At 41.2% G+C, this 22,290-nt stretch carries 18 protein-coding genes; 7 read left to right on the plus strand and 11 right to left on the minus strand.

Translation table 11 applies throughout. The annotated features are described in order from the left end of the window. Positions 1-659: 659 nt before the first annotated feature. The 4 genes from ACFSN5_RS08035 to lrgB all read left to right on the plus strand — a co-directional run bounded on the left by ACFSN5_RS08035 (position 660) and on the right by lrgB (position 4,475). Complete coding sequence (locus ACFSN5_RS08035) at positions 660-2,411, plus strand: LytS/YhcK type 5TM receptor domain-containing protein (protein ID WP_165211458.1); 1,752 nt, start codon at positions 660-662, stop codon at positions 2,409-2,411. Continuing rightward, the gene (locus ACFSN5_RS08040) at positions 2,392-3,126 is read left to right on the plus strand and encodes a LytR/AlgR family response regulator transcription factor (protein ID WP_004225806.1); all 735 of its coding nucleotides are present in this window, start codon (positions 2,392-2,394) and stop codon (positions 3,124-3,126) included. Before ACFSN5_RS08035 ends, ACFSN5_RS08040 begins: the two co-directional genes overlap by 20 nt. Before the next feature lie 157 nt (positions 3,127-3,283). Next, the gene (locus tag ACFSN5_RS08045) at positions 3,284-3,748 is read left to right on the plus strand and encodes a CidA/LrgA family protein (protein WP_004229776.1); all 465 of its coding nucleotides are present in this window, start codon (positions 3,284-3,286) and stop codon (positions 3,746-3,748) included. Between the two features lies 1 nt (position 3,749). Next, entirely contained in the window at positions 3,750-4,475 is a 726-nt protein-coding gene (gene lrgB, locus ACFSN5_RS08050) for an antiholin-like protein LrgB (RefSeq protein ID WP_004227909.1), read from the plus strand. A 664-nt stretch (positions 4,476-5,139) separates the two neighbouring features. Here lrgB and metG read toward each other — a convergent pair. The 3 genes from metG to ACFSN5_RS08065 form a co-directional block, all read right to left on the minus strand. Beyond that, the gene (gene metG, locus ACFSN5_RS08055; RefSeq protein ID WP_165329375.1) at positions 5,140-7,146 is read right to left on the minus strand and encodes a methionine--tRNA ligase; all 2,007 of its coding nucleotides are present in this window, start codon (positions 7,144-7,146) and stop codon (positions 5,140-5,142) included. 211 nt (positions 7,147-7,357) lie between these two features. Next, positions 7,358-8,368 carry a hypothetical protein gene (locus tag ACFSN5_RS08060; protein ID WP_165329374.1) on the minus strand — a complete coding sequence of 337 codons (1,011 nt, stop codon included), beginning with the start codon at positions 8,366-8,368 and terminating at the stop codon, positions 7,358-7,360. Between the two features lie 246 nt (positions 8,369-8,614). Next, positions 8,615-9,796, minus strand: a complete 1,182-nt coding sequence (locus tag ACFSN5_RS08065) for a hypothetical protein (RefSeq protein WP_165211467.1) — start codon at positions 9,794-9,796, stop codon at positions 8,615-8,617. 612 nt (positions 9,797-10,408) lie between these two features. Between ACFSN5_RS08065 and ACFSN5_RS08070 the strand changes: the two genes are divergently transcribed. From ACFSN5_RS08070 to ACFSN5_RS08080, 3 genes are read left to right on the plus strand one after another with little or no spacing between them, the layout of a single operon-like run. After that, the gene (locus tag ACFSN5_RS08070) at positions 10,409-10,537 is read left to right on the plus strand and encodes an SPJ_0845 family protein (protein WP_004226523.1); all 129 of its coding nucleotides are present in this window, start codon (positions 10,409-10,411) and stop codon (positions 10,535-10,537) included. A gap of 5 nt (positions 10,538-10,542) precedes the next feature. After that, on the plus strand, positions 10,543-11,445 hold the full coding sequence (locus ACFSN5_RS08075) for a permease (protein ID WP_165329373.1): 903 nt from the start codon (positions 10,543-10,545) through the stop codon (positions 11,443-11,445). Position 11,446: 1 nt separating this feature from the next. After that, entirely contained in the window at positions 11,447-12,259 is an 813-nt protein-coding gene (locus tag ACFSN5_RS08080; protein ID WP_004226217.1) for a TIGR03943 family putative permease subunit, read from the plus strand. A 546-nt stretch (positions 12,260-12,805) separates the two neighbouring features. Here the strand turns inward: ACFSN5_RS08080 and ftsY are convergent. From ftsY to ACFSN5_RS08120, 8 genes are all read right to left on the minus strand, one after another. Further along, on the minus strand, positions 12,806-14,443 hold the full coding sequence (gene ftsY / locus ACFSN5_RS08085) for a signal recognition particle-docking protein FtsY (protein WP_165329372.1): 1,638 nt from the start codon (positions 14,441-14,443) through the stop codon (positions 12,806-12,808). Between the two features lie 61 nt (positions 14,444-14,504). After that, entirely contained in the window at positions 14,505-15,326 is an 822-nt protein-coding gene (locus tag ACFSN5_RS08090) for a Cof-type HAD-IIB family hydrolase (RefSeq protein ID WP_165211476.1), read from the minus strand. Beyond that, positions 15,327-16,124 (minus strand): Cof-type HAD-IIB family hydrolase, encoded by a 798-nt coding sequence (locus ACFSN5_RS08095; RefSeq protein ID WP_165329371.1) that lies wholly within the window; start codon positions 16,122-16,124, stop codon positions 15,327-15,329. Positions 16,125-17,024: 900 nt separating this feature from the next. After that, positions 17,025-18,092: a zinc-binding dehydrogenase gene (locus ACFSN5_RS08100; RefSeq protein WP_004229351.1), complete on the minus strand. Its 1,068-nt coding sequence runs from the start codon at positions 18,090-18,092 to the stop codon at positions 17,025-17,027. Between the two features lie 68 nt (positions 18,093-18,160). Next, positions 18,161-19,432: a PTS galactitol transporter subunit IIC gene (locus ACFSN5_RS08105; protein ID WP_165211485.1), complete on the minus strand. Its 1,272-nt coding sequence runs from the start codon at positions 19,430-19,432 to the stop codon at positions 18,161-18,163. Positions 19,433-19,471: 39 nt separating this feature from the next. Further along, positions 19,472-19,771: a PTS sugar transporter subunit IIB gene (locus ACFSN5_RS08110; protein WP_165211488.1), complete on the minus strand. Its 300-nt coding sequence runs from the start codon at positions 19,769-19,771 to the stop codon at positions 19,472-19,474. Between the two features lie 15 nt (positions 19,772-19,786). After that, entirely contained in the window at positions 19,787-20,263 is a 477-nt protein-coding gene (locus ACFSN5_RS08115; RefSeq protein WP_165211491.1) for a PTS sugar transporter subunit IIA, read from the minus strand. 28 nt (positions 20,264-20,291) lie between these two features. Next, complete coding sequence (locus ACFSN5_RS08120) at positions 20,292-22,241, minus strand: BglG family transcription antiterminator (protein WP_165211494.1); 1,950 nt, start codon at positions 22,239-22,241, stop codon at positions 20,292-20,294. Positions 22,242-22,290 lie beyond the last annotated feature (49 nt).

Raw genomic sequence — 22,290 nt, forward strand, 5'->3', positions numbered from 1 at the left:
CGCCCCTACCAACTAGCGCAAATACTTAATGAGACAAGGGCTTATTGCTTTTTAGCCTTTTTATTTACGCCTATTTAAAAAGTATGGGAACCATTTACCAGTTGAAAATGTAAAAGAGAACGTTTACAATAGAGGCACAAGATCGGGGAGGAAGCCGATTAAAAATCCACTTTTTTGATAGGAATGTCGGTATTGTGGACTCAGAATACACTTTTCTGCCGGCCCAAGCACAGATATGGCGAAACGAAAATTGATACAGAAGGAAAGCTACCACTAGCGATGCAGAGAGACTACCTTTACAGTAAAGTGGTCAAAGGTAGCGCCAAAGAGTTTTATCTGCTCAAGTCAGTCTCCGTTTAGATTGCAGACATGAAGGGTAGGCTGCAATGATAGGGCGCGTGTGTCCCATCAAAAGTGGACAGCAGCCAATCACAGCCATGATTATTATCTAGCTATCGCATCTTCTTCCTCGAATGTATTTAGTATCCGTTTAACGAAGCTAGTTCTAGCAAATTCTTTCGTCAATTCAATTATTCAAGATGTCAGTGCCATTAGTATGATTATCATGGATTAAGATATCTACACTGACTAGATTTCTCTAATAGTAAAATGGAGACTAGACACAGCCGTACAACAGGCAGCTAAGGGAGGCTCTCACTATGTTAATGATTCTGCTTTTCCAAAGGCTGGGAATTATTATGATCCTAGCCTTCTTACTTGTCAATAACAGTTACTTTCGACAGCTGATTGTTGAGCGGTCCAAACGTGAAAAAATTGCTTTAATGATCATCTTTGGCATTTTTGTCATTATCTCTAATATGACAGGAATCGAAATCAGAGGAGACCGAAGCTTGGTTGAAAGACCAATTCTCACCTCTATTTCTCACTCAGATTCACTGGCCAATACTAGGACACTCGTTATTACAACCGCCAGTCTAGTAGGCGGCCCACTGGTTGGTACGGTGGTAGGCTTTATCGGCGGGATTCATCGCTTCCTCCAAGGAAATTTTTCCGGCGCCTTTTACATTATCAGTTCTTCTCTGGTCGGCTACCTCAGTGGCCGTATCGGCGATTATCTAAGGGGGAAAAGGCTCTATCCATCTACGGCCCAAGTGATTTTTATCAGTTTGTTGGCAGAGTCTATTCAGATGCTTTTCGTTGGCATCTTTACAGGCTGGGATTTGGTCAAACTGATTGTTATTCCTATGATGCTGCTCAACTGTCTAGGATCAACCCTGTTTCTGGCTATTCTTAAGACCTATCTTTCCAATGAGCAACAACTGCGCGCCGTCCAGACACGTGATGTCTTAGATTTAACACGCCAAACCCTGCCTTACCTTCGACAGGGGCTGAGTCAGCAATCGGCAGCCAAAGTCTGTACTATTATCAAAGCTCATACCAACTTTGATGCCGTAGGGCTGACTGATCGTACTAATGTTCTGGCCCATATCGGGATAGGACAAGATCATCATATTTCTGGGCAGCCTGTCAAAACTGATCTCTCCAAGAGTGTTATCTTAAGCGGAGAATCTCAAATCGCCTTGGATAAGTCATCTATCTCTTGTCCCGATAAAAACTGTCTTCTCAATTCTGCTATTGTCGTTCCCCTCAAGATTAACGCCAAAACTGTAGGTGCCTTAAAAATGTATTTCGCTGGTGATAAGCAAATAACAGAGGTAGAAGAAAATTTAGCTCTAGGCTTAGCACAAATCTTCTCAGGTCAACTGGCCATAGGCATTGCCGAGGAGCAGAATAAACTCGCTAGTATTGCTGAAATTAAGGCCCTTCAAGCCCAAATCAACCCCCACTTTTTCTTCAATGCTATCAATACCATTAGTGCCCTAATCCGCATCGATGCCAGCAAGGCGCGCTACGCTCTCATGCAGCTGAGTACCTTTTTTAGAACTAGCCTGCAGGGCGGTCAAGACCGCGAGGTCACTTTAGAGCAAGAAAAATCCCATGTGGACGCTTATATGAATATTGAAAAACTCCGCTTCCCCGACAAATATCAGCTGGACTATGACATTACAGTTCCTGAATCTATAACTTTACCGCCCTTTGGACTTCAGGTTTTAGTTGAAAACGCTGTTCGCCACGCTTTTAAAGATCGTAAGACTGACAATCGTATTCTTATCACCATCACAGATGAACAAAATAGCTACAAAATAGCTGTCAAGGATAATGGAACAGGGATTTCTTCTGCTATCATTGATAAATTGGGACAGGAAATCGTCGCAGAAAGTACAGGATCAGGAACAGCCTTAGTTAATCTCAACAATCGCCTTACCCTCCTTTACGGCAGTATTAGCCGTCTGCATTTTGACAGTGGCCCTGAGGGAACCATTGTCTGGTACACTATCCCTAAGCACACCACTATCGGAGATGATAAACATGAAAATTCTGATTCTTGATGATGAACAGCTAGCTCGGCAGGAATTAAGCTTCCTCATCCAAAACAGCTCCCAGATTGCTCAACCGGAGATTTTCGAGGCAGAAGATATTAGCTCAGCGGAAAAAATTCTCTTTCGTCAGGCTATTGATTTGATTTTTCTGGATATCTCCCTCAGTGAGGAAAACGGCTTTACTCTGGCTAATCAATTAGAGCAACTGGCCCAGCCCCCTCTGGTTGTTTTTGCTACTGCCTACGACGACTACGCTGTTCAGGCTTTTGACAGTAATGCTGTAGATTATGTTCTAAAACCCTTTGAGCAAGAACGCATTGATAAAGCACTCGCTAAAGCGCAAAAGATACAACAGTTAAACATAACTGAAACAGCTGCTGTTAAGCCTCAAAAAAGTGTCGAATTATTGACCTTGACACTAGCCGATCGCAGCGTTGTCTTAAAGCTACCCGATATCGTTGCAGCCAGTGTTGAAGATGGAGAGCTAACCGTCAGCACTAAAGATAGCAGTTATACTGTCAAAAAGCCCCTCAATTGGTTTAAAAAGCGGGCGGTATCTCCCAACTTTTTACAGATTCACCGCAATACCATTGTCAATCTTGAAATGATTAAAGAAATCCAGCCTTGGTTTAACCACACTCTTTTACTAGTCATGACTAATGGGGAAAAATTCCCTGTTGGACGCTCCTATTTAAAAGCATTAAACAACCACCTTACCTTGTAAAATGATTCACCATAAGCTCAAAAATTTATCTTGCCGTTGAGAAGTTGAAAATTGCATTTCAGCTTCTTTTTTTCGCAATCGGGCTCCAAATTGAAAACGTTTACTAAAAAATCTTTTATAATAAAGTCGTTCAACAAAGGAAGGAGATATCTGCATCATGAAAAAAACGACTGAAACCCGCCAAAGAAAATCAGCACCTATGTTTATCCAAATGTCTATCTATACAGCCATTCTTTTGGTTTCCCAAATCATCTCTGAGCTGCTGCCAAAAGCCTTGCCAATTCCTGCTACTGTTATCGGACTCCTTTTAATGTATGGCTTGCTCAGCAGTCATCTTATCAAGGTAGAATGGGTAGACTCTTTAGGCTCCCTCCTTATTAGCATGATTGGCTTTATGTTCGTTCCATCAGGCATTTCCATCGCTGCCAATCTCAATATCCTTCAGGCAGAAGGGCTACAGTTAGTGCTGGTCATCGGACTATCAACAGTTGGTATGCTGATTATCGTTACCTATGTTACCCGTGCCATTCTATCTCTAAGGAAAGTCAGTTTAACGGACTTAGCAGAAAAATTTCATTTTCGTCCATCGAAAAAATTTGCCAAGGAAGTAGAGGGTAAATAAAATGGAACTATTGAAAACACCTATTTTCGGTATTTGCTTCTCATTGATTCTCTATACAATCGGTCAATATCTCTTCAAAAAGAGCAAGGGGTTCTTTCTCTTGCAACCTCTTTTCTTTGCCATGGTTGCCGGTATTATCCTCTTGATTTTACTGGCTAAGGGATTAGGAACCGATGTTAAAACCCTCTACACGCAAGCTTATAAGCCTGGTGGTGATTTGATTTTCTGGTTCCTCAATCCAGCCACTATCGCTTTTGCTGTCCCCCTTTATAAGAAGAATGCCACCATTAAAAAATACTGGTTGGAAATTCTTACCAGCCTAACGCTAGGCATGGTCATTTCCTTAATCCTTATCGTCAGCATTTCCAAAATGATTGGACTCAGCCATGTCAGCACTGCTTCTATGCTGCCACAGGCTGCAACAACTGCCATCGCTCTACCCATCGCTAGCGCCATTGGAGGTAATTCAGCCGTTACCGCTATGGCTTGCATTCTCAATGCTGTGATTATCTATGCCCTAGGTAAAAAACTCGTTAAATTCTTCCGACTTGATAAAAGTGAAATCGGCGTCGGTCTAGGGCTGGGGACTTCCGGTCATACAGTTGGAGCCGCATTTGCTCTAGAGTTAGGAGAATTGGAAGGCGCCATGGCGGCTATTGCTGTTGTCATTATCGGCTTAGTTGTTGATTTCGTTATCCCTATTTTTAGCTATCTAACCGGCCTGTAAATAGCTAGGTAAAACAACAGCGCTTACCACCTTATGCTTTGTTGCCATCAAAAATCAATGGATAATTGGATGGGTAACTGATAATAAAACAGATTAATATCATTAGAGGTTAATAGATTATTAGGAGATTATGAAAACTAACTCGGAATGATAAAGCAGGAGTAATTTTTACTCTTAAATAAGTATTACCAGTTAACAAAATAGCCTGTAAAAAAGAGGAAGGCAGGTCATAACATTCTTGCTAGAAAATCTAAGATAATTTACTAGAGCGATTAGTTAAAGTCATACTCAAAAGAAATCAAAAATAGACAAGGAAAGGACTTCCAACCGGCGGTGTTCATTGGTGCTAAAGCCCCTAATGACCTGTGCAGAGAGTAAGGCTTCTTGGCGTAACTAACAAGTCTTACTCCCATCCACTGTGGCAAACTACTCTATCTAAAATAGCCAATAGGATGCAAGACCTTTTATACGCAATCTTCAGAGATTACAATATTTTGTGGGTAGGGCGAAACCATTATGGCTGTTTGTCCCACTCTCAAAAGTTCGGCAAATTGGTACCACTGACATCTCATGTTGACTTTCAAAGTATCATTAATGAGTAACATAAAAAAGATCAGGATAGGCAAAAATCCTGACCTTTTTATTATTTTAACGCATAGGTCCTCTAACCAATAACAGAGCCATTTGGCACGCTAGGATCAACAGTTAGCAGGGTCAATTGGCCTTCATGTTCAGCCGAGAGAATCATTCCTTGGCTGACATATTGTTTCATCATCTTACGCGGTTTAAGGTTGGCGACGATTTGTAACTTCTTACCGACTAGCTCTTGCTCATTCGGATAGAACTTAGCAATACCAGAAAGGATTTGGCGGTCTTCACCATCACCAGCATCGAGACGGAAGCGCAGCAATTTATCAGAACCTTGAACTCTCTCAACATTCTTAACTTCTGCAACACGAATGTCAATCTTGTCAAAATCATCAAATTTGATCTGGCTCTTGCTGGATTTAAGCTCAACCTCCTCAGGATTCCATTCTTTTTCGGACTGAGGTTTGTCGGCTGTCATTTGTTCTTTGATATAGGCAATTTCCTCGTTCATATCCAGACGCGGGAAAATAGGCCTTCCTTTTTTAACCACTTTGATGTCCGTTGGCAGACCAGCCAAGCTAAGATTTTCTAAATCAAAGTCTTTACCCAAGCCCAGCTGTTCCATAATGGCATTGGATGTTTCCATCATGAACGGTTGGATAAGGTGAGCAATAACACGCAGGCTAGCGGCTAAGTGAGCCAAAACAGCTGCTAAGTGAGCCTTTTGATCTTCATTCTTGGCCAGCAGCCAAGGTGCTGTTTCATCAATATACTTATTAGTGCGCGAAATGATGGTCCAAACTGCTTCTAAGGCCTTAGGAAAATCAATAGCTTCCATCTGTTGGTGGTAGGCTGCAATATTGTCCGCTACAACTGCCGCCAAGTCTGCATCAAATTCAGTGGCTGTGGCAAAGGCAGGAACATTGCCATCAAAATATTTATTAATCATAGCAACCGTCCGATTGAGGAGGTTGCCCAAGTCGTTGGCTAATTCATAATTAATCCGACCGACATAGTCCTCTGGCGTAAAGGTCCCATCTGAACCAACGGGAAGGCTACGCATGAGGTAGTAACGAAGAGGATCCAGTCCGAAACGTTCGACCAACATTTCTGGATAAACAACATTACCTTTTGATTTGGACATCTTGCCATCTTGCATGACGAACCAACCGTGCGCCACTAAGCGTGTTGGCAATGGTAAATCAAGAGCCATCAGCATAATAGGCCAGTAGATGGAGTGGAAACGCAGGATGTCTTTTCCAATCATGTGAAGAACTTCATGGTTAGCATCATTGTGCCAGAATTTATCAAAGTTAGCCTGATTTTCCTGTCCATAGCCAAGTGCGGTAATATAGTTCATCAGGGCATCAATCCAAACATAGATAACATGTTTTGAATTTGATGGCACCTTAATCCCCCAAGTGTAGGTCGTACGAGAAACCGCTAAATCTTCTAAGCCTGGTTCGATAAAGTTTTTGAGCATTTCGTTCATACGACCGTCAGGCTGAATGAACTCTGGGTGCTCCTTATAATAGGCAATCAAGCGATCGGCGTACTTACTCATGCGGAAGAAATAGGATTCTTCTGAGACCTTTTCAACCTCATGGCCAGATGGAGCTACACCGCCAATCATATTACCATTTTCATCGCGGTAGACCTCAGCCAATTGGCTTTCCGTGAAGAATTCTTCATCAGAGACAGAGTACCAACCTGTGTACTCACCAAGGTAGATGTCACCCTGCGCTAGCAATTTTTCGAAAATCTTAGCAACCACTTCTTCGTGGAAATCATCTGTGGTGCGGATAAATTGGTCATAAGAAATGTCCAAGAGTTCCCACAGCTCTTTAACTTCCTTAGCCATACCGTCAACATATTCTTGAGGAGTGATGCCAGCTTCTTGGGCTTTTTGCTGAATTTTTTGACCATGTTCGTCAAGCCCAGTCAAATAACGCACATCATAATTCATCATGCGTTTATAGCGAGCCAGAACATCACAGGCAATGGTCGTATAGGCAGACCCAATGTGCAACTTGCCTGATGGATAATAGATTGGAGTCGTCACATAAAAAGTTTTATTAGACATAGTTTATCGTCTTCCTTTACCTAAAAACTAGTTGACAGATGACTTTCTGGATTTTGAGAAAAATCTCAAGCCATCTTTATTGTTATTTTTTATACTGGCCTGCCGAGAAACTTTCCTAGCGGGCAACTGACTGAAACCACCGGCTTCACGACAGTTTATTATATCACAAAATTGGGTATGAAAAAAGACGAGGAGACCTCGTCTGCGCGTTTTAATGAATGTTGTAGTTATCTTCAAATTTAGCTTTAACATTGTTGAAGATTTTCCTTAGCTCACTAGCCTTGGAGGATGATAAGCGTTTATAGCTGGTTTTTTGGACAATTTTCCCACTCTTATTTTTGGTAATAACTTCCAATCGATCACCATCTACTGTGTAACTAATAGTATTGTCGTAGGTTTCGATAATATTTTCCAAATCATCATCAAGACTGTCCTCATTGGTATAATGGTAATAGTCTCTGAATTTTTTCTTCAAGGTCTTCTTGATCCTTCCGCGTAAATCTGACTTGGATAGGCTAACGGTAATCCTCTTATTCCATTTATCAACATGGTAGTAATTTTTGAGATAAGCCTGAACGGAAATGATTGGATAATTCTCTAAATCGTTGTCGTAGTAATAAGTGTACTCATTGAGATTATTCTGGCTATCAACTGTCATACAGCTAGAAAAAGTATAATCATGATCTTTGTATTCCTTGAGTGCATCTATCCACTCACCATCATCATAATATTTTTGGCTGGTCATCTGCCAAGTTCCTTCAATATTGCCGGATTCCATTCGCCACCAGGCATAGCCGCCAAAGACCAAGCCGACTAAAATAAGAAGACCAACAAGAGTCCCCAAAATCCCCCAAGCCCACTTGGCCTTTTTCTTAGGGGGAGAGGCTGGCATGGTTGGAGCTGAATTGCCAGTAAACTGAGGCTGAACCTGATTGACGCTCTGACCCAATTCGGTCTTGTTCTGAGGATTGGGCGGCCAAGAAGTCGGAGAGCTAGGCTGACCATTACTGGCTGCTGATTGTGCTGCCCCCCCTTGGCCCAATCGCTCTCTTGCCGCTGATTGAGAGGGGGCTGACTGAAGTCCGGCAGAGCCAAAAGAGGGTTCGGAAGCATGGACCATTGGGGATACCACACCAGCCTCTATCGCCGCCTTTACTTCATCTTGACTGGGTTGACGGTGATTAACATCTTCAAAAAATCTTTTCCATTCTTGTAAATCCATCTTTTAACCCTCTTACCGTTTCGTTTTTATTCTTTTTAACAAAATAAGGCTGAGAATGGAATAAAAATTTGTAAATCGTCTTGAAATGGCGATCCCAATCTTCTTCGCTCCTCTATTTAAGACTCAGACCTTTGCAACTCTTCTATCTTAAGGCGGCAGGCCGGGATAGACTGCCAAACTATACTAAATCAAGCTAGCATATCTCTGAATAGTTAGAACAAAGCAGGGGGGTGTCTCAGCCTTCTTTTATTTGATATGATAATTCTTTTCAAACTTAGCCTGCATGCGCTTAAAGTTTTTCTTCATATCTTTGGCCTTCGTTGCGGATAGGCGTTTGTAGACAGCCTTGGAGATGGTCCGACCAGATTTATCCTTAGTGGTAATCGTTAATTCATCATCTTGAACCGAGTACATCCTAGAGTAGCTGTAGCCGGCAATAATACTGGAAATGTCCTTATTGACATTGGTGCCTTTATTATTTTTGTAGTACCCCTTAAGGTCCTGCTTTAAAATCTTGGTTACTTGAGTTTTGTAGTTGCTTTCAGAAGGAGCAATGATAATCTCCTTGTTCCACTGGTCTACCTGATAGATATTATCGAGATAGCTGGCCAGAGAAACATTAGGATAAGACTTGTAGTCATTGCTGAAATAGAAGGAGTCCTCCTGAAAATGTTTTTGACCATCGACCGTTACAAAGTCTGTATAGCTGTAGTCATTTTTTTCATACTGGTTGAGGGCATCAATCCATTTGCCGCTCTTTTGATTATAGTAGTGCCAATTGGTTAGTTCCCAAGTTCCTTCGATATTTCCTGAATCGTTACGCCACCAAGCATAGCCACCAGCACCAGCTAGGGCCAAGAAGAAGAGAGCAACCAGAGTGGCTAAGACTTTTGGCCACTTAGCCTTTTGCTTTTGAACTGGCTGGACTGGAGGCTGATTGGTTTGATTAAAACCTCGCTGTGTCTGGCGGCCACTAGTGGTAGCTTCTGGTTCCTGATTCATTTGCCGTGCCGGCTCAGCAACTTGCTGTGAGGCTGATGTTACCGAAGCCTGTGGGGCCTGATGGACCCCACCAAAGCTGGCACGTCTGACAGTCTGACCTGTCGAGCTGGCTGAGCTAACCTGTTTGGGCTTGGGTTCTGCTTCCTTAGTTGATTGCGTTTGGGTTGGCTTTGGCCGCTCAGCTTGAGAAAGTTTGGACGAGCTAATCTTTCGTCCGAATTCATCTCTTTCAGGAGCTGGGCGTGAAAAGACCGGGCGTTCCGTTTGAGCTACTGAGGTCTTCTGTTTCACTTCTTCTTTAGCCTTGGATTTACCATGCTTAGAAGTGGGGATGACACCAGCTTTGGCAGCAGCTACTAATTCATCAGGCGTTGGCTTTCGGCCATTTACCGATTCAAACAAAGCTATCCATTCTTGTTGATTCATCTTTATCAATAATCCTTATATCCTTTTAATCTTTTTCTATTATATCATAGATAAAGAAAGCGTCGTGAAAATCTTAATTTTTTCTTTAGGCCTTTACTGACTTTTACCGCATCAAATTCCGGTTTGAAGCCTCTTTAGTAATCACTTGTAAGAGAAAAATAATAATAATTTAAAGTAACACGGACAATAGTTCTCAGTCTCATGTATTTTTGTCGCTTTACTGGCAAGACGCAGTGACTGAGAGCAAGAATGGAGAGTAGGACAGAACAGCCATGAAGGCTTCGCCTTGCACAATTCATTGGAGGCTTTAGCACCAATAAACTATTGCTGGTGGGATTTTTCGCTGGCCATTTTCTAGGCACAAACCTCCGGCAGCCCATCAAGACTGCCAGAGGATTCCTTACTGCACAGATGATTGCCGCAAAACATGCCCTGAATCTGTTGAAGCTTCAAGAATAAAGCAGAACTTCAAAAGTATGTCAAGCTGGAATCAATGATGTATGATTTTGCATTTCAAAGGGATGAGTTTCATCCACTTAGCATTTCAAAGCTGTTCCACTTGCTTTTTTATAGTATAATAAGGTCAGACACTAATGATTGGAGATTATTATTATGGCTATTCAATATAAGAAAACAGACGAGCTTGAAAAAATGCTGGAAGGTTTTGCCAGCTTCCCTGATTTTGAGGGTGGGAATGATCCCAAGTCTAAAAAGGATGAAAAAAAATCTGAAAAGAACTAAATACTATGGCAATTTTTCAAAACTTACCAGACAGCGTCCTCCAATGGTTGGCCATCTTCTTGTCCATCATCATTGAGGCGCTGCCTTTTGTACTTTTAGGCTCCATTTTATCAGGTTTTATCGAAGTCTATCTGACTCCTGATATTGTCAATAAATACCTGCCGAAACAGAAATTTTTGCGCATTCTCTTTGGTACTTTCATTGGTTTTATTTTTCCATCTTGTGAATGTGGTATTGTGCCTATCATCACTCGTTTTTTGGAAAAGAAGGTGCCCAGCTATACGGCTGTGCCCTTTTTGACTACAGCACCGATTATTAATCCTATCGTGCTTTTTGCGACCTACTCAGCCTTCGGAAATTCCTTCTATGTTTTGACCTTACGCTTAATCGGCGCTATTATTGTTGCTGTTAGTCTGGGGATTTTGTTGGGGTTCTTCGTCAACGATAATATCTTAAGGGATAACTATGTCAGTCACGGACATGAAGATTACAGCCAGATAAGTTGGGGAAAGAAGGCCTTTCACGCTCTGGCTCATGCTGTTGACGAATTCTTTGATACCGGTCGTTATCTGATTTTTGGTAGTCTAGTAGCCTCAGCCATGCAGATTTATATTCCAACTCAGATATTACGAACAGTTGGGCATACGCCTCTATTAGCCATTCTAGTCATGATGCTGATGGCCTTCATTCTCTCACTCTGTAGCGAAGCCGATGCCTTTATCGGAGCCAGTCTCTTATCAACTTTTGGCATTGGCCCAGTAACGGCTTTCCTCTTGATTGGACCAATGGTTGACATTAAGAACCTACTGATGATGCTCAAGTCCTTCAAGGTCCGATTTATTGGACAATTTGTTGGGGTCTCTAGCACGGTCATTATCATCTATTGTCTACTTGTGGGGGTGCTATAAAATGATTCGATTTCTGATTTTAGCGGGTTATTTTGAGTTGACTATGTATCTACAGTTATCAGGTAAGCTCAACCAGTATATCAATATTCATTACTCCTACCTAGCCTATATTTCTATGATCCTCTCCTTTCTTTTGGCCGTTGTCCAGCTGACTATCTGGATGAGAAAGATGAAGACCCACAGTCACCTGACTGGACGCTGGGCCAAATTATTCAGCCCTTTTATTCTAGTTTTTCCAGTCTTGGTGGGACTTTTAGTACCAACAGTCACCCTTAATTCAACAACTGTTTCGGCCAAAGGCTACAGTTTCCCTCTAGCAGAAGGATCATCTGGCGGGACCAGTGCTGATGGAACAACCGTCCAATACCTCAAGCCGGATACCTCAGCCTACTTCACCTCGGCTGCTTACAAGACTGAAATGCAAAAGGAAATGAAACCTTATTTAAACAAGGATAGGATTGAGATTACCACTGAAAACTATATGGAAGTAATGGAGCTGATTTATCTCTATCCAGACCGCTTTGTTGGTAAAACCATTACCTATACAGGTTTTGTTTACAATGATCCGAAACAAAAGGACCATCAATTCCTCTTTCGCTTTGGGATTATCCACTGCATAGCTGACTCCGGTGTTTATGGCTTGTCAACTACTGGCAATAGTCAGCATTATTCTAATAACACCTGGGTTCAGGCTACCGGCACTGTCCATATTGAGTATAATCAGACTCTAAAGCAGAGCCTGCCTGTCCTGAAAATATCCAAGTGCCAAGCCGTCAGCCAGCCTGATAACCCTTATGTTTATCGCGTCTTTTAAACCACGACTATTAAGAAAGTCTTAAAATCTAGTATAGCAATACTATTGTTTGACATTTCAAGACAAAAAAATATCATTCTAGGATTTTCCTATCGCCTTCTTTTAGTATTGAGCTATACTAGTCTTAGGTGTAAGATTTATAAATTATATTCTAGATTGCTTTTATTCTTTTTCCAATGTAATCATTCTTTCCTAATTTGACCTGTAAGAGTGATCTGATACGTAAATATTACATCCTAACTACTACTTCTTTAACTACCTTATCTTTGCGATTAGGTAGCCAAAAAAGCCTGCCCTTCTGCGGCAGGCTTTTTCATTGGCTCTATACTGCAGTGAGGAAAATTCTCATCAGAAGTTATAGAGCCATAAAAACTAAAGGGTGGGATAGGAGCCAATTTTTTATATAAATTGACTTCGTCGTCCCACCCTCTTCACTTTATTCAAACCTTATGAATTAATTCAATACTGATCTCTCAGAAAACATTGGCGAATATCCGTGTAGAAAATTCCAGGCAAAGCTTATGGCCAGCTCCTTTCCAAATTTACTTAAATCAGGCCTTCTAACAGACCCTTCATAAATTCTTCGGAATGAAATTCACCGATATCATCAATCTTTTCACCAAAACCAATGAACTTAACAGGAATGTCCAACTCTTGACGAATTGCTAGGACAACACCGCCCTTGGCCGTTCCATCAATCTTGGTTAGAACGAGACCGGTCAAAGGGGTAATCTTTGAAAATTCTTTGGCCTGACTGAGAGCATTTTGACCGGTTGAAGCATCCAAAGCCAGAAGGGTTTCGTGAGGAGCGTCAGGCACAACTCGCTTGACAATCCGGCTGATTTTCCCCAGCTCAGCCATGAGGTTCTCTTTATTTTGCAGGCGACCAGCTGTATCAATCATCAGGACATCAACACCTTCAACTACTGCCTTTTCCATACCATCAAAAACAACACTAGCAGGATCAGCCTTTTCGGGACCCGTAACCACTGGCACGCCGACCCGATTGCCCCATTCGACCAATTGGGCAACAGCTCCAGCTCGGAAGGTGTCTGCTGCAACCAGCATAACCTTCTTACCTTGATTCTTGTACTTGTAAGCCAGCTTACCAATCGAGGTTGTTTTCCCAACACCGTTGACACCGACAAAAAGCATAACAGTCAGATCATCTTGAAAATTAATTTTTTCGTTAAAGTGACCATCCTTTTCGTAGATATCCACCAGTTTTTCAATGACTACTCGGCGGACATCCTCGGTCTTCTTGGCGTTTTCTAATTTAACTTCATAACGCAAATCCTCGGTCAAATTAGTTGCCACCTGCACACCAACATCAGAGAGGATCAACATTTCTTCTAGGTCTTCAAAGAAATCCTCATCAACTCGACGGAAATTAGCAAAGAAGGCATTGAGGCGAGCTCCAAGTCCCGTCCGTGTCTTTTTCAGACTACGGTTATACTTCTCCTGCTCCGTTTCTTGAGTCGATAAGTTGGCTGAATCTTGATCCAATTGATTTTCCTGCTCCTGACTTGGAACAGCTGACACTTCCTGAACTGGGTTGGCTATAGATACAGATGACTGAGCTGTCTCTGAAACATCCGCTGCTTGGGCAGCTTCTCCCGCTTGAGGGACTGGTTCTGCTTCTTTATCTTCAGCGGCTTGATAGGTTTGAGACGACTGTGATGTCAACGAAGCCTTTGAAGAAACTACTTGAGGCTGGTAGTCAGTCGTTAAAGAGGTCGTCTCTGGTGACTTTAGCGCATCGGCAGGCTCCTCATGTTCAAACTTTTTTGCAGTCTCAGCGACCTCCGAAGAAATTTCTTGGCTGGCAGTGTCCTCTGAACTCCTAACCGCTTCTGAAAGAATATCATTATCCTCAGCTAAGGAGGATTTGAGGGCATTGTAGTCTGCCATAAAATTTTCAGAGTCAAGAACATCTTTGACCCAAGAAGGGTCTGGAGCTTCCGACATAACTTCTGTCTTATCTTGAGGCTGCACGAGGTTCTCTGATACTGAATGATTCGTCGTATCGCTCTGCTCCTGAACCGCATCCGATGGCTGTTCTTCAACGGTTAGATCTTCTGAAACTTGGGCACTGTCTTCCAGAACCTCAGAGCTTGCTAAATTTTGCTCTGCTTCTTCTTGCTTCTCTTTTTTTCTGCCAAATAGGCGGTCAAATAATCCCATAAAGATCTCCTTATTCTCTCTACTTTTATTTAATCATGACAAGTTTTTTATCAGAAGCTTGTCATAACTTTTCTAAAATATAGCGGTCAACAGCTTCTGCCACACCCGATTCTTCATTGGTACGTCTCGTTACCACATCAGCCGTTTCCTTGACTAAAGCGACACCATTAGCCATGGCAACGCCTAATCCTGCCCATTTCAGCATTGTTAGGTCATTTTCTTCATCACCGACTGCCATAACCTGGTTGGCTTCTACACCTAAGCGGTCGCAAAGCAGCTGCAGGCCAACTGCCTTATGAACGCCCTTGGGCATGAGTTCCAGAATGATTTCCCGTGATTTAAAGACCTCATAGTCCTGCCGCAAACTATCTGGAAGTTGAGCAATTCTTTGGTCGAGATAGTCTTCCGGACAGACGGTGACAATCTTATTATAAACAATATCCCTAGGCAATTGAGTTAGACTAGGAATTTCGACAAAAGTCAGAAGAGGATTGGCCAGATGATAGAGTGACTTCTGACCTCGACTGGGAACACTGTAAACAATTCCTTCTGAGAGGACATCGACCGGCAGGCCGAGCGGTTCCAAGACAGCATGAATCTTCTCAACATCTTCAAAGGTCAAAGCGTGCTTGGCTAAAATTTGGCCAGTATTGCGTTGAACTAGACCTCCATTAAAGGTGATACTGTAGTCTTCTGAACTGACTAAATCCAGATCTGCCAAGAGATTCCCAATAGCAGCAAGGGGTCTGCCTGTTGTAATCACAACCTTGATTCCCTTATCGTGGGCTTCCTTTAAGGCACGACGGTTCTCCAAGCTTATTTCCTTCTTGCTATTAAAAAGAGTGCCATCTAAATCTAGAGCTAATAGTTTAATACCCGACATCTATTCTACAAGTCCTTCCATGTAAGATATAACAGATTCCTCGTTACAATGACCGATAACCTGATTAGAAATCGCCTTTACTTCTTGTCTGGCATTAGCTGTTGCGACTGCTTGACCTGCAAATTCCAGCATCTGATAATCATTCATATTATCACCGAAAGCCAGCACTTGATCTGGAGCTAGTCCAAGCTTTTGGCACATAGCGGCTAGCCCTGTTGATTTATCAACATTGGATAGGACAATGTCCAGAGACTCAAAACCAGTTGTCATAGCTGTTGCACCATCTAGATGCTGATTTAGCCAAGCCTCCCGCTGATGAATGGTCTCTTGAGTGAAATTGACCGTAATCTTAAAAATATCATCAGAAACATCAGCCAGACTAGAAACCCGCTGGACATTTTCATAATAATCCTTAGCAAAATTAATATACTCATCAGAAACAGTTTCCAAGGCATAGGCCCCCCGGCGGCCAGACAGCATATAACCCGTTAAATCAGGCAGGCTATCTAGTAAATCGGTAATTTTTAAATAAAAATCCGACTCCATCTTAGCTTCAAAAAGGACCCGATCATTATAAAGGACAAAAGAACCGTTTTCTGCAACGAAGGCCAGATCCTGCTCGAAACCAGCAAAAACCTTTTCCAAAGCAATCATAGCTCGACCGCTAGCTACTGTAAACAGGATGTCCTGCTCTTTCAGCTTGGGTAGAAGCCGGCTAAAACGCTCCCTATCATAGCTGCCGTCTCCCTTGAGGAAGGTTCCATCCATATCTGTTGCAATTAATTTTATTTTTGACATAGTCTTCTCCCAACTAAACTAGCAACTGGTTAGAAACCAGTCCTAGCGGGCTTAAAAATCACTTACAATTATTGTAACAGAATTTCCCGTTTTTTTCTGCCCTTTGAGAAATCTGTGAGAAACTTATCATTATTGTCAGATATTTGTTATCTTTTTGTTACCAACTAATACATATTTTGATCAAATAATTTTTGCTTTTCTGGCAGCCATCAATGACTGGTTGAGTGCTGTTCAAACAGCCTTGAGTTAAATGAAGGAAAGCAAGAAAATATGAAGAAAATCTATCGTCTAGGTGCCTGTTTTTGGGGTGCAGAAGACTTTTTACCCAAAGTAAGGACATTTAAAAGCGCAGGTTTTATAAGTTAAAGTAACGAGGAATTTGTCGGAGTGACTAGTTATTTTGAAACAGTCTATAGTAAATTTCATTCGGACATCATCAGCTCTGCAATAACACCTGCTGTATTATTTTCGTGTAATTGTTCCTCTGATTATTAATCTAATCTGTAGGGCAATAATGATAACGCCAGTATCGAACAGAGGTTTACTAGGTGATTGAGGGCCAGGATAGAGGAACAGTCGAGTCAATCATGGAACAAATCAGTCAGGAATTGGATGACCTTTGCGCTGGGACATTTGAAGCTTTTTTTTGATGCGGAAGGGTATCATCAGGGTTATTTAAACACCTTAAAACCACCAGTGTATGGATAAACTGGTGGTTGTTATTGGTTTAGTATCTGCGGAACAAAACTGACTAAACTCACTAGTAAAAGAGTTTGAGATCCCTTTATACGTAAGCTTCAGAGATTACACTATTTTGTAGGTGGGGCGAGGCCATCATGGCTGCCTGTCTCAAACTTATCATTAATAACCTTAAATCCTAATAATACGGTATTATCAAAGCTAGGAAAGTTCTTCTGGGTTAGAAGCAATCAACACTTTTAATTCTTTTCCTGCCATCATAGCTTCGAAAGCATCTCGCCAATGCTCTAAATCGTAAACAGCCGTCACCATTTTTTCAGTATTAATAGCTCCCTTGCTTTCTAGGTGGATTGCAATATCCCAATCAAAAGGATTTTGGGAACGTGAACCAATATAATTAACCTCATGCTGAATAATTGTCCGTTGGTCCATCTCATTTAAATCTTTTGCAAACAGTCCGACTTGTTGGAGAGTGCCTCCTTTTTTCAGCAGCGGCAAGGCGGCATTAACAGCTTGTATAGCACCTGAACAATCGTATACGATATCTAACCCGACGCCATTGGTAGCTTTCTTAACGATTGACTCTAAATCTTCTTTTTGCGTGTTTACAACAATATCTGCTCCTAGCTCCTTCGCAATTTTTAAGCGGTCTTCATCCTTCGTCGTACCCGATACGATTGTAAAGGCGCCAATCTCCTTCGCAATCTGTAAGGAAAGAAGTCCCATTGGTCCAGGGCCAATAATCAAGATACTATCATGCAAGGTTAGTGGAGTCTTTTGATACATAGCATGGACACAGGAGGCTAATGGTTCTGACATGGCAGCCAATTGGTAACTAACATTATCTGGCAAAACATGAACACTTTCTTCCCTGGTTAGTACGTAATTAGCCATGCTGCCAAAAGCTTTCGTCCCTATACCCGACCTATTTTCACAGAGATTATACTCTTTATTTCGGCAATAGACACACTTACCACATGTGTCAAAAGTTGTTTCACTTGTTACGCGGTCTCCAACCTTCACTGTTGTCACATCTTCCCCTACAGCAACGACCTGACCGGAAAATTCGTGACCTAGAACTAATGGTGTCACAGCATTTTTATATTCTCCTTTAAAAGTATGAATATCTGTACCACAAATACCAGTGTAAGCCACTTTCATTAAGACACGATCCCCGTAAACTTCCGGAACATCTATTTCTTCAAGTGACATGTGATCATAACCTGGTTCTGATTTTAATACAGCTTTCATTTTTTTAGCAATACTCATTTTGATTCCTCCATAATTTAAACAATATTTCTCAACTTAACTAGCAGCTTCTAATAAAGATTAAGCTATCAGCCAACTAGTGACTTTAGTAATTGTGACAATTTCAAGAAAATCCAATTTAAAACATTACCACCTGTATCAAAGTTAGAAACTTGAGCAGCGCCTTTAGGGAACTTAACAATACCTTCGGACATGTGGGTTAGCGCCGGAGCAAAATCTGTTGCCATCCACAGAGCCAGAGTAATAACCACTGTCAAAGAAATAACCGAATGAAGAATGTTACCCTTGCGTGTTGGTACAACTAAGGCTGCAAAAAATGGAATGGTTGCTAAATCGGCAAATGGGAGTACCCGATTCCCTGGTAAAATGATTGCGATGAACAAGGTGATAGGCACCATTAAGAGACCTGTAGACAGGGCAGCTGGTGAGCCCGTTGCCAAAGCGGCATCCATTCCCAAGAAAATTTCACGGCCTTCATAACGTTTTTGCAACATGGCTTGCGCAGCTTCCTGAATAGGAATCAATCCTTCCATCAAGATTTTTACCATCCGTGGCAGGATAAACATGACAGCTCCCATGGCCATCCCTGTTTGCAGGGTCTTCGTAATATCGTAGCCCCCCAGCAAGGATAGGACGATACCAATAATTATCCCCATAATCATTGGTTCTCCAAAGATACCAAATCTCTTTTGAATAGCTTCAGGTTCTACATGCCAATTTTTGATACCTGGAATCTTACTGACTAGCCAAGCAACTGGAATACCAATCAAGCCATATCCCTGTGCAGAACCGGTGGTAAAGGCTACCCCTTCTAATCCATAATATTCTTGAACATAAGGGGCGGTTTTATCAGCGACAATTTGAACAATAATGGTATAGGCAACACCACAAAGGATTCCCCAGAAGAAATTACCTGTAACGACATAACCCGTTGCGGCCGCAGCACTCATATGCCAATAGTTCCAAATATCAATATTTAATGTCTTTGTCCACTTGAAGGCTAACATTACCAAGTTAACAATTAAGATAACCGGAATCATCACTGCGGCAATTGGCTGAGCCCATGTCGCAGCTGATACTGCGGGCCAGCCGGCATCAACAACCGTTAAATTAAGACCCATCCGTTCGACCATTGCCTGAGCCGCTGGCCCAACATTGTCAGATAACAATCCCAATACAAGATTGATCCCTAACATCCCAATACCTACGGTTAAGCCTGAGGTAATAGCCTTTTTCACAGGTACTCTAAAGACCATTGCCAATATGAAAATAATAATGGGAAGGACTACACTGGATCCCATATTTAGAATACCTTGAACTATATTTGTTAATGTACTCATAATTTTCCTCCTCTTAGGATTTTAAAGATACAATCGCATTTAGCTCCCTGCTTGAATTTGTTTAACTGTACTCAAAATTTCTTCTTCTGCTTTTGCCTGATTAATTCCTGTTAAGAAGGACATTGCCTTGATAGCAGGAATATCGTACGTTGTCGGAAGCATGGTCGTAGTGATTAACATGTCATAATCATTTTGAAGTGAGGATGCTTCGGCGATTTTTATTTGTCGAAATTCTGCATCAATCTGATGATTTGCAAAAAGATCTTCAATTTTTTTCATGACTACTGTTGAAGTTGCAATTCCAGCTCCACAAGCCACCAATACTTTTACCTTTGCCATAGTTGTTAACTCCTTTTATAAATTATTAGTTTTTACAATTTTTAGTATTTCTTCTGCAGAAGTTGCTGCTACTATTTGAAATAATAACTTTTCATTTTGCAGTAATCCCATTAATGATTGAAGCATTTCCAGTTGCTTATGCGGCTGATTCAGCCCTAAAACAAATACAATACTTGCTGGAACGGACTGAGAAGGATCTTCCATACTCTTAAAAATAGTTGGGCTTTGATTGACCACTACTGCGACAAACTCGTTGAGAATGCATTCAGCATCTGTGTGGGGAATAGCAACACCAATATTTTCCAATTGGATTCCTGTAGGAAAATTTGCTTCTCTATCCATAACACGAGGAAGAAAGTCTTCCCTAACATTTCCCAGCTTCAGCGCTACGTTAGAAATAGTTTCAAATAAATCCGTACTCGCCTTAAATGATTGACCAGTAAAAATCAAACGCTCATCTAGATAATCTAATAATTTTATATTTTCAGACATTGATAACCTCCTTTAATGATTAACGCTTTTATTCAAAGAGTCGTTTAGCAAACTCTTCCTTACTCTTACTAGACTTTAATTTGTCAATATATTGAACATTACTAATTCTCGAATACAAACTAATCAAAGCATTTTTATACACCTGTTCATCATCCTCTGAAATAGCTATAAGGATAATAACACTGACTAAATTTTGTCCCCATTTCATGGGCTTGTCTAATGTCATTGTCACCAGATGTGAATTTTTTACAACACTAGGATCGGCATGGGGAAGAGCGACACCAGTATATACGCTCGTACTCCCTAATTTTTCACGTGACAAAACTGATTTGAGAATAGACCTAGCCGCTTGCTTTTGGGGAAAAGCTAAATGAATCATCTTCTTAATAGCTTCTTCTACCGTTTTGCAAGACTGCTGGATAATCACATTATTGTTGAGCAAATCTAAAATAATTTTTTTAGACACATCTTCCCTGTTTTGTACAGATAAGTATGACGCTAAAGATGATCGATTCGTCTCAGTCAGTTTGTTATAAGCTTTTTGAATTTCTTCTCGCTCAATATCGGTTACAATAGGACTGACGAGGATATAGGGCTTGGGCGTTTCTCCCAATTCAACTGAACTGATAATCAAGTCAGCATCTTCAATAGCTGATTGCTTTAATTTTCTCCAATCAACACTAATCAATCTGTCAAATCCCGACACTAGCTTTTTAACTGAATTGATGATTAATTCTGAAGTGGCTAAGCCATGGGGACAGATAATGTAAATATTGAGGGGTTTACTAATTTTCTCAACCGCAATCTCAAAATAGATGGTTAAAAAGGCAATCTCAGCGTCAATAATTTTAATGGCATACTGCTTAGAGATGATTCTGGAAGCCAGCCAAACAATATTATAAAGAGCGCTGTATTTTGACTTTATCTCCTCTGTAATTTGATTTTTTATATTAATGTCATTTCGCAACCTAAAAATCATCGGCTGAATATGATTTTCTAAGGTCCTTAAAAGATGCTCATCCTTGGTAAAATCAACGCCAGATAATTGGCTAACCTTATCAATAAATTGCTTAACAGTTTCTGAGACTTCCATATAGGACTGCGGTTTAGCTTCATAGCCCACTGACAGTATGGTTAAACAGATACTGCGTATTTCAGAAGACTCTAACATCTGTATCGGTATGTCTGTTACCTTGCTAAGCAGGTCACCAGCAATGATATAAACTTCATATTGGCATAAGTTTTTTATCAAGAATTTAGGCTCCTCTTGGAGCATGTGATGTCCACTTTTATAGCGACAACTACTGATTAGGAGATCCAGTATCAGGTAAACCCGATAAGAGTCATTAATCATAAATTGATATTTTGATTCTGAATCATTAATATAATGGTCGATATTCTCCACTAACTCACTATCAAAGAACCGTTCTAGACAACTAAGTCTACTCTCCCTATTTTCTAGGTCGAAATGCTGAATCAAATAGTTTCTTAGAAATTTCCTGACATCTTCTTCATTTACATACTTTAACGAAATCTCTCCGTTTCTTTTCACAAAACCTAGGTTATATTTTGCAATCTTTTTTTCCAGTTTCTCTATATCCCTGCGAGTCGAGGCTTCACTAACAAAATGGCTGATCGACCAGTCTGCAATTTCTACCTTTTCAGAATAGAGAATCACCTTCTTTAAAAAATCGCATTCTCTTTGGAATTGGCTAGCTTCTTCCGACTGAGTCAAACGGCTGGATTCAATATAGTGGGCAAGCAGTTCCATCTTTTTAGGCTCGACTACTAATCGAATCCCTCTTCTGGGTCTTTTTTCAATTTCAATTCCAAAAGGAGATAGTTCATCATTGATTACAGCAATATCCGTGTAAATCGTTTTCGTTGAGATCCCATACCTAGCAGACAAGTCGCTAGCCGTGATATAGTCCTCAATAGACAGCAAGTATCTGAGTGTTTCGACCTGCCTGATGTTCATTTTCACACCTCCTTTTCACAACGACATTATAATATAAGCGCTTTCATAA

This window comes from Streptococcus tangpeifui, from assembly GCF_044503215.1.
In the GTDB taxonomy this organism is placed as follows: Bacteria; Bacillota; Bacilli; order Lactobacillales; family Streptococcaceae; genus Streptococcus; species Streptococcus tangpeifui.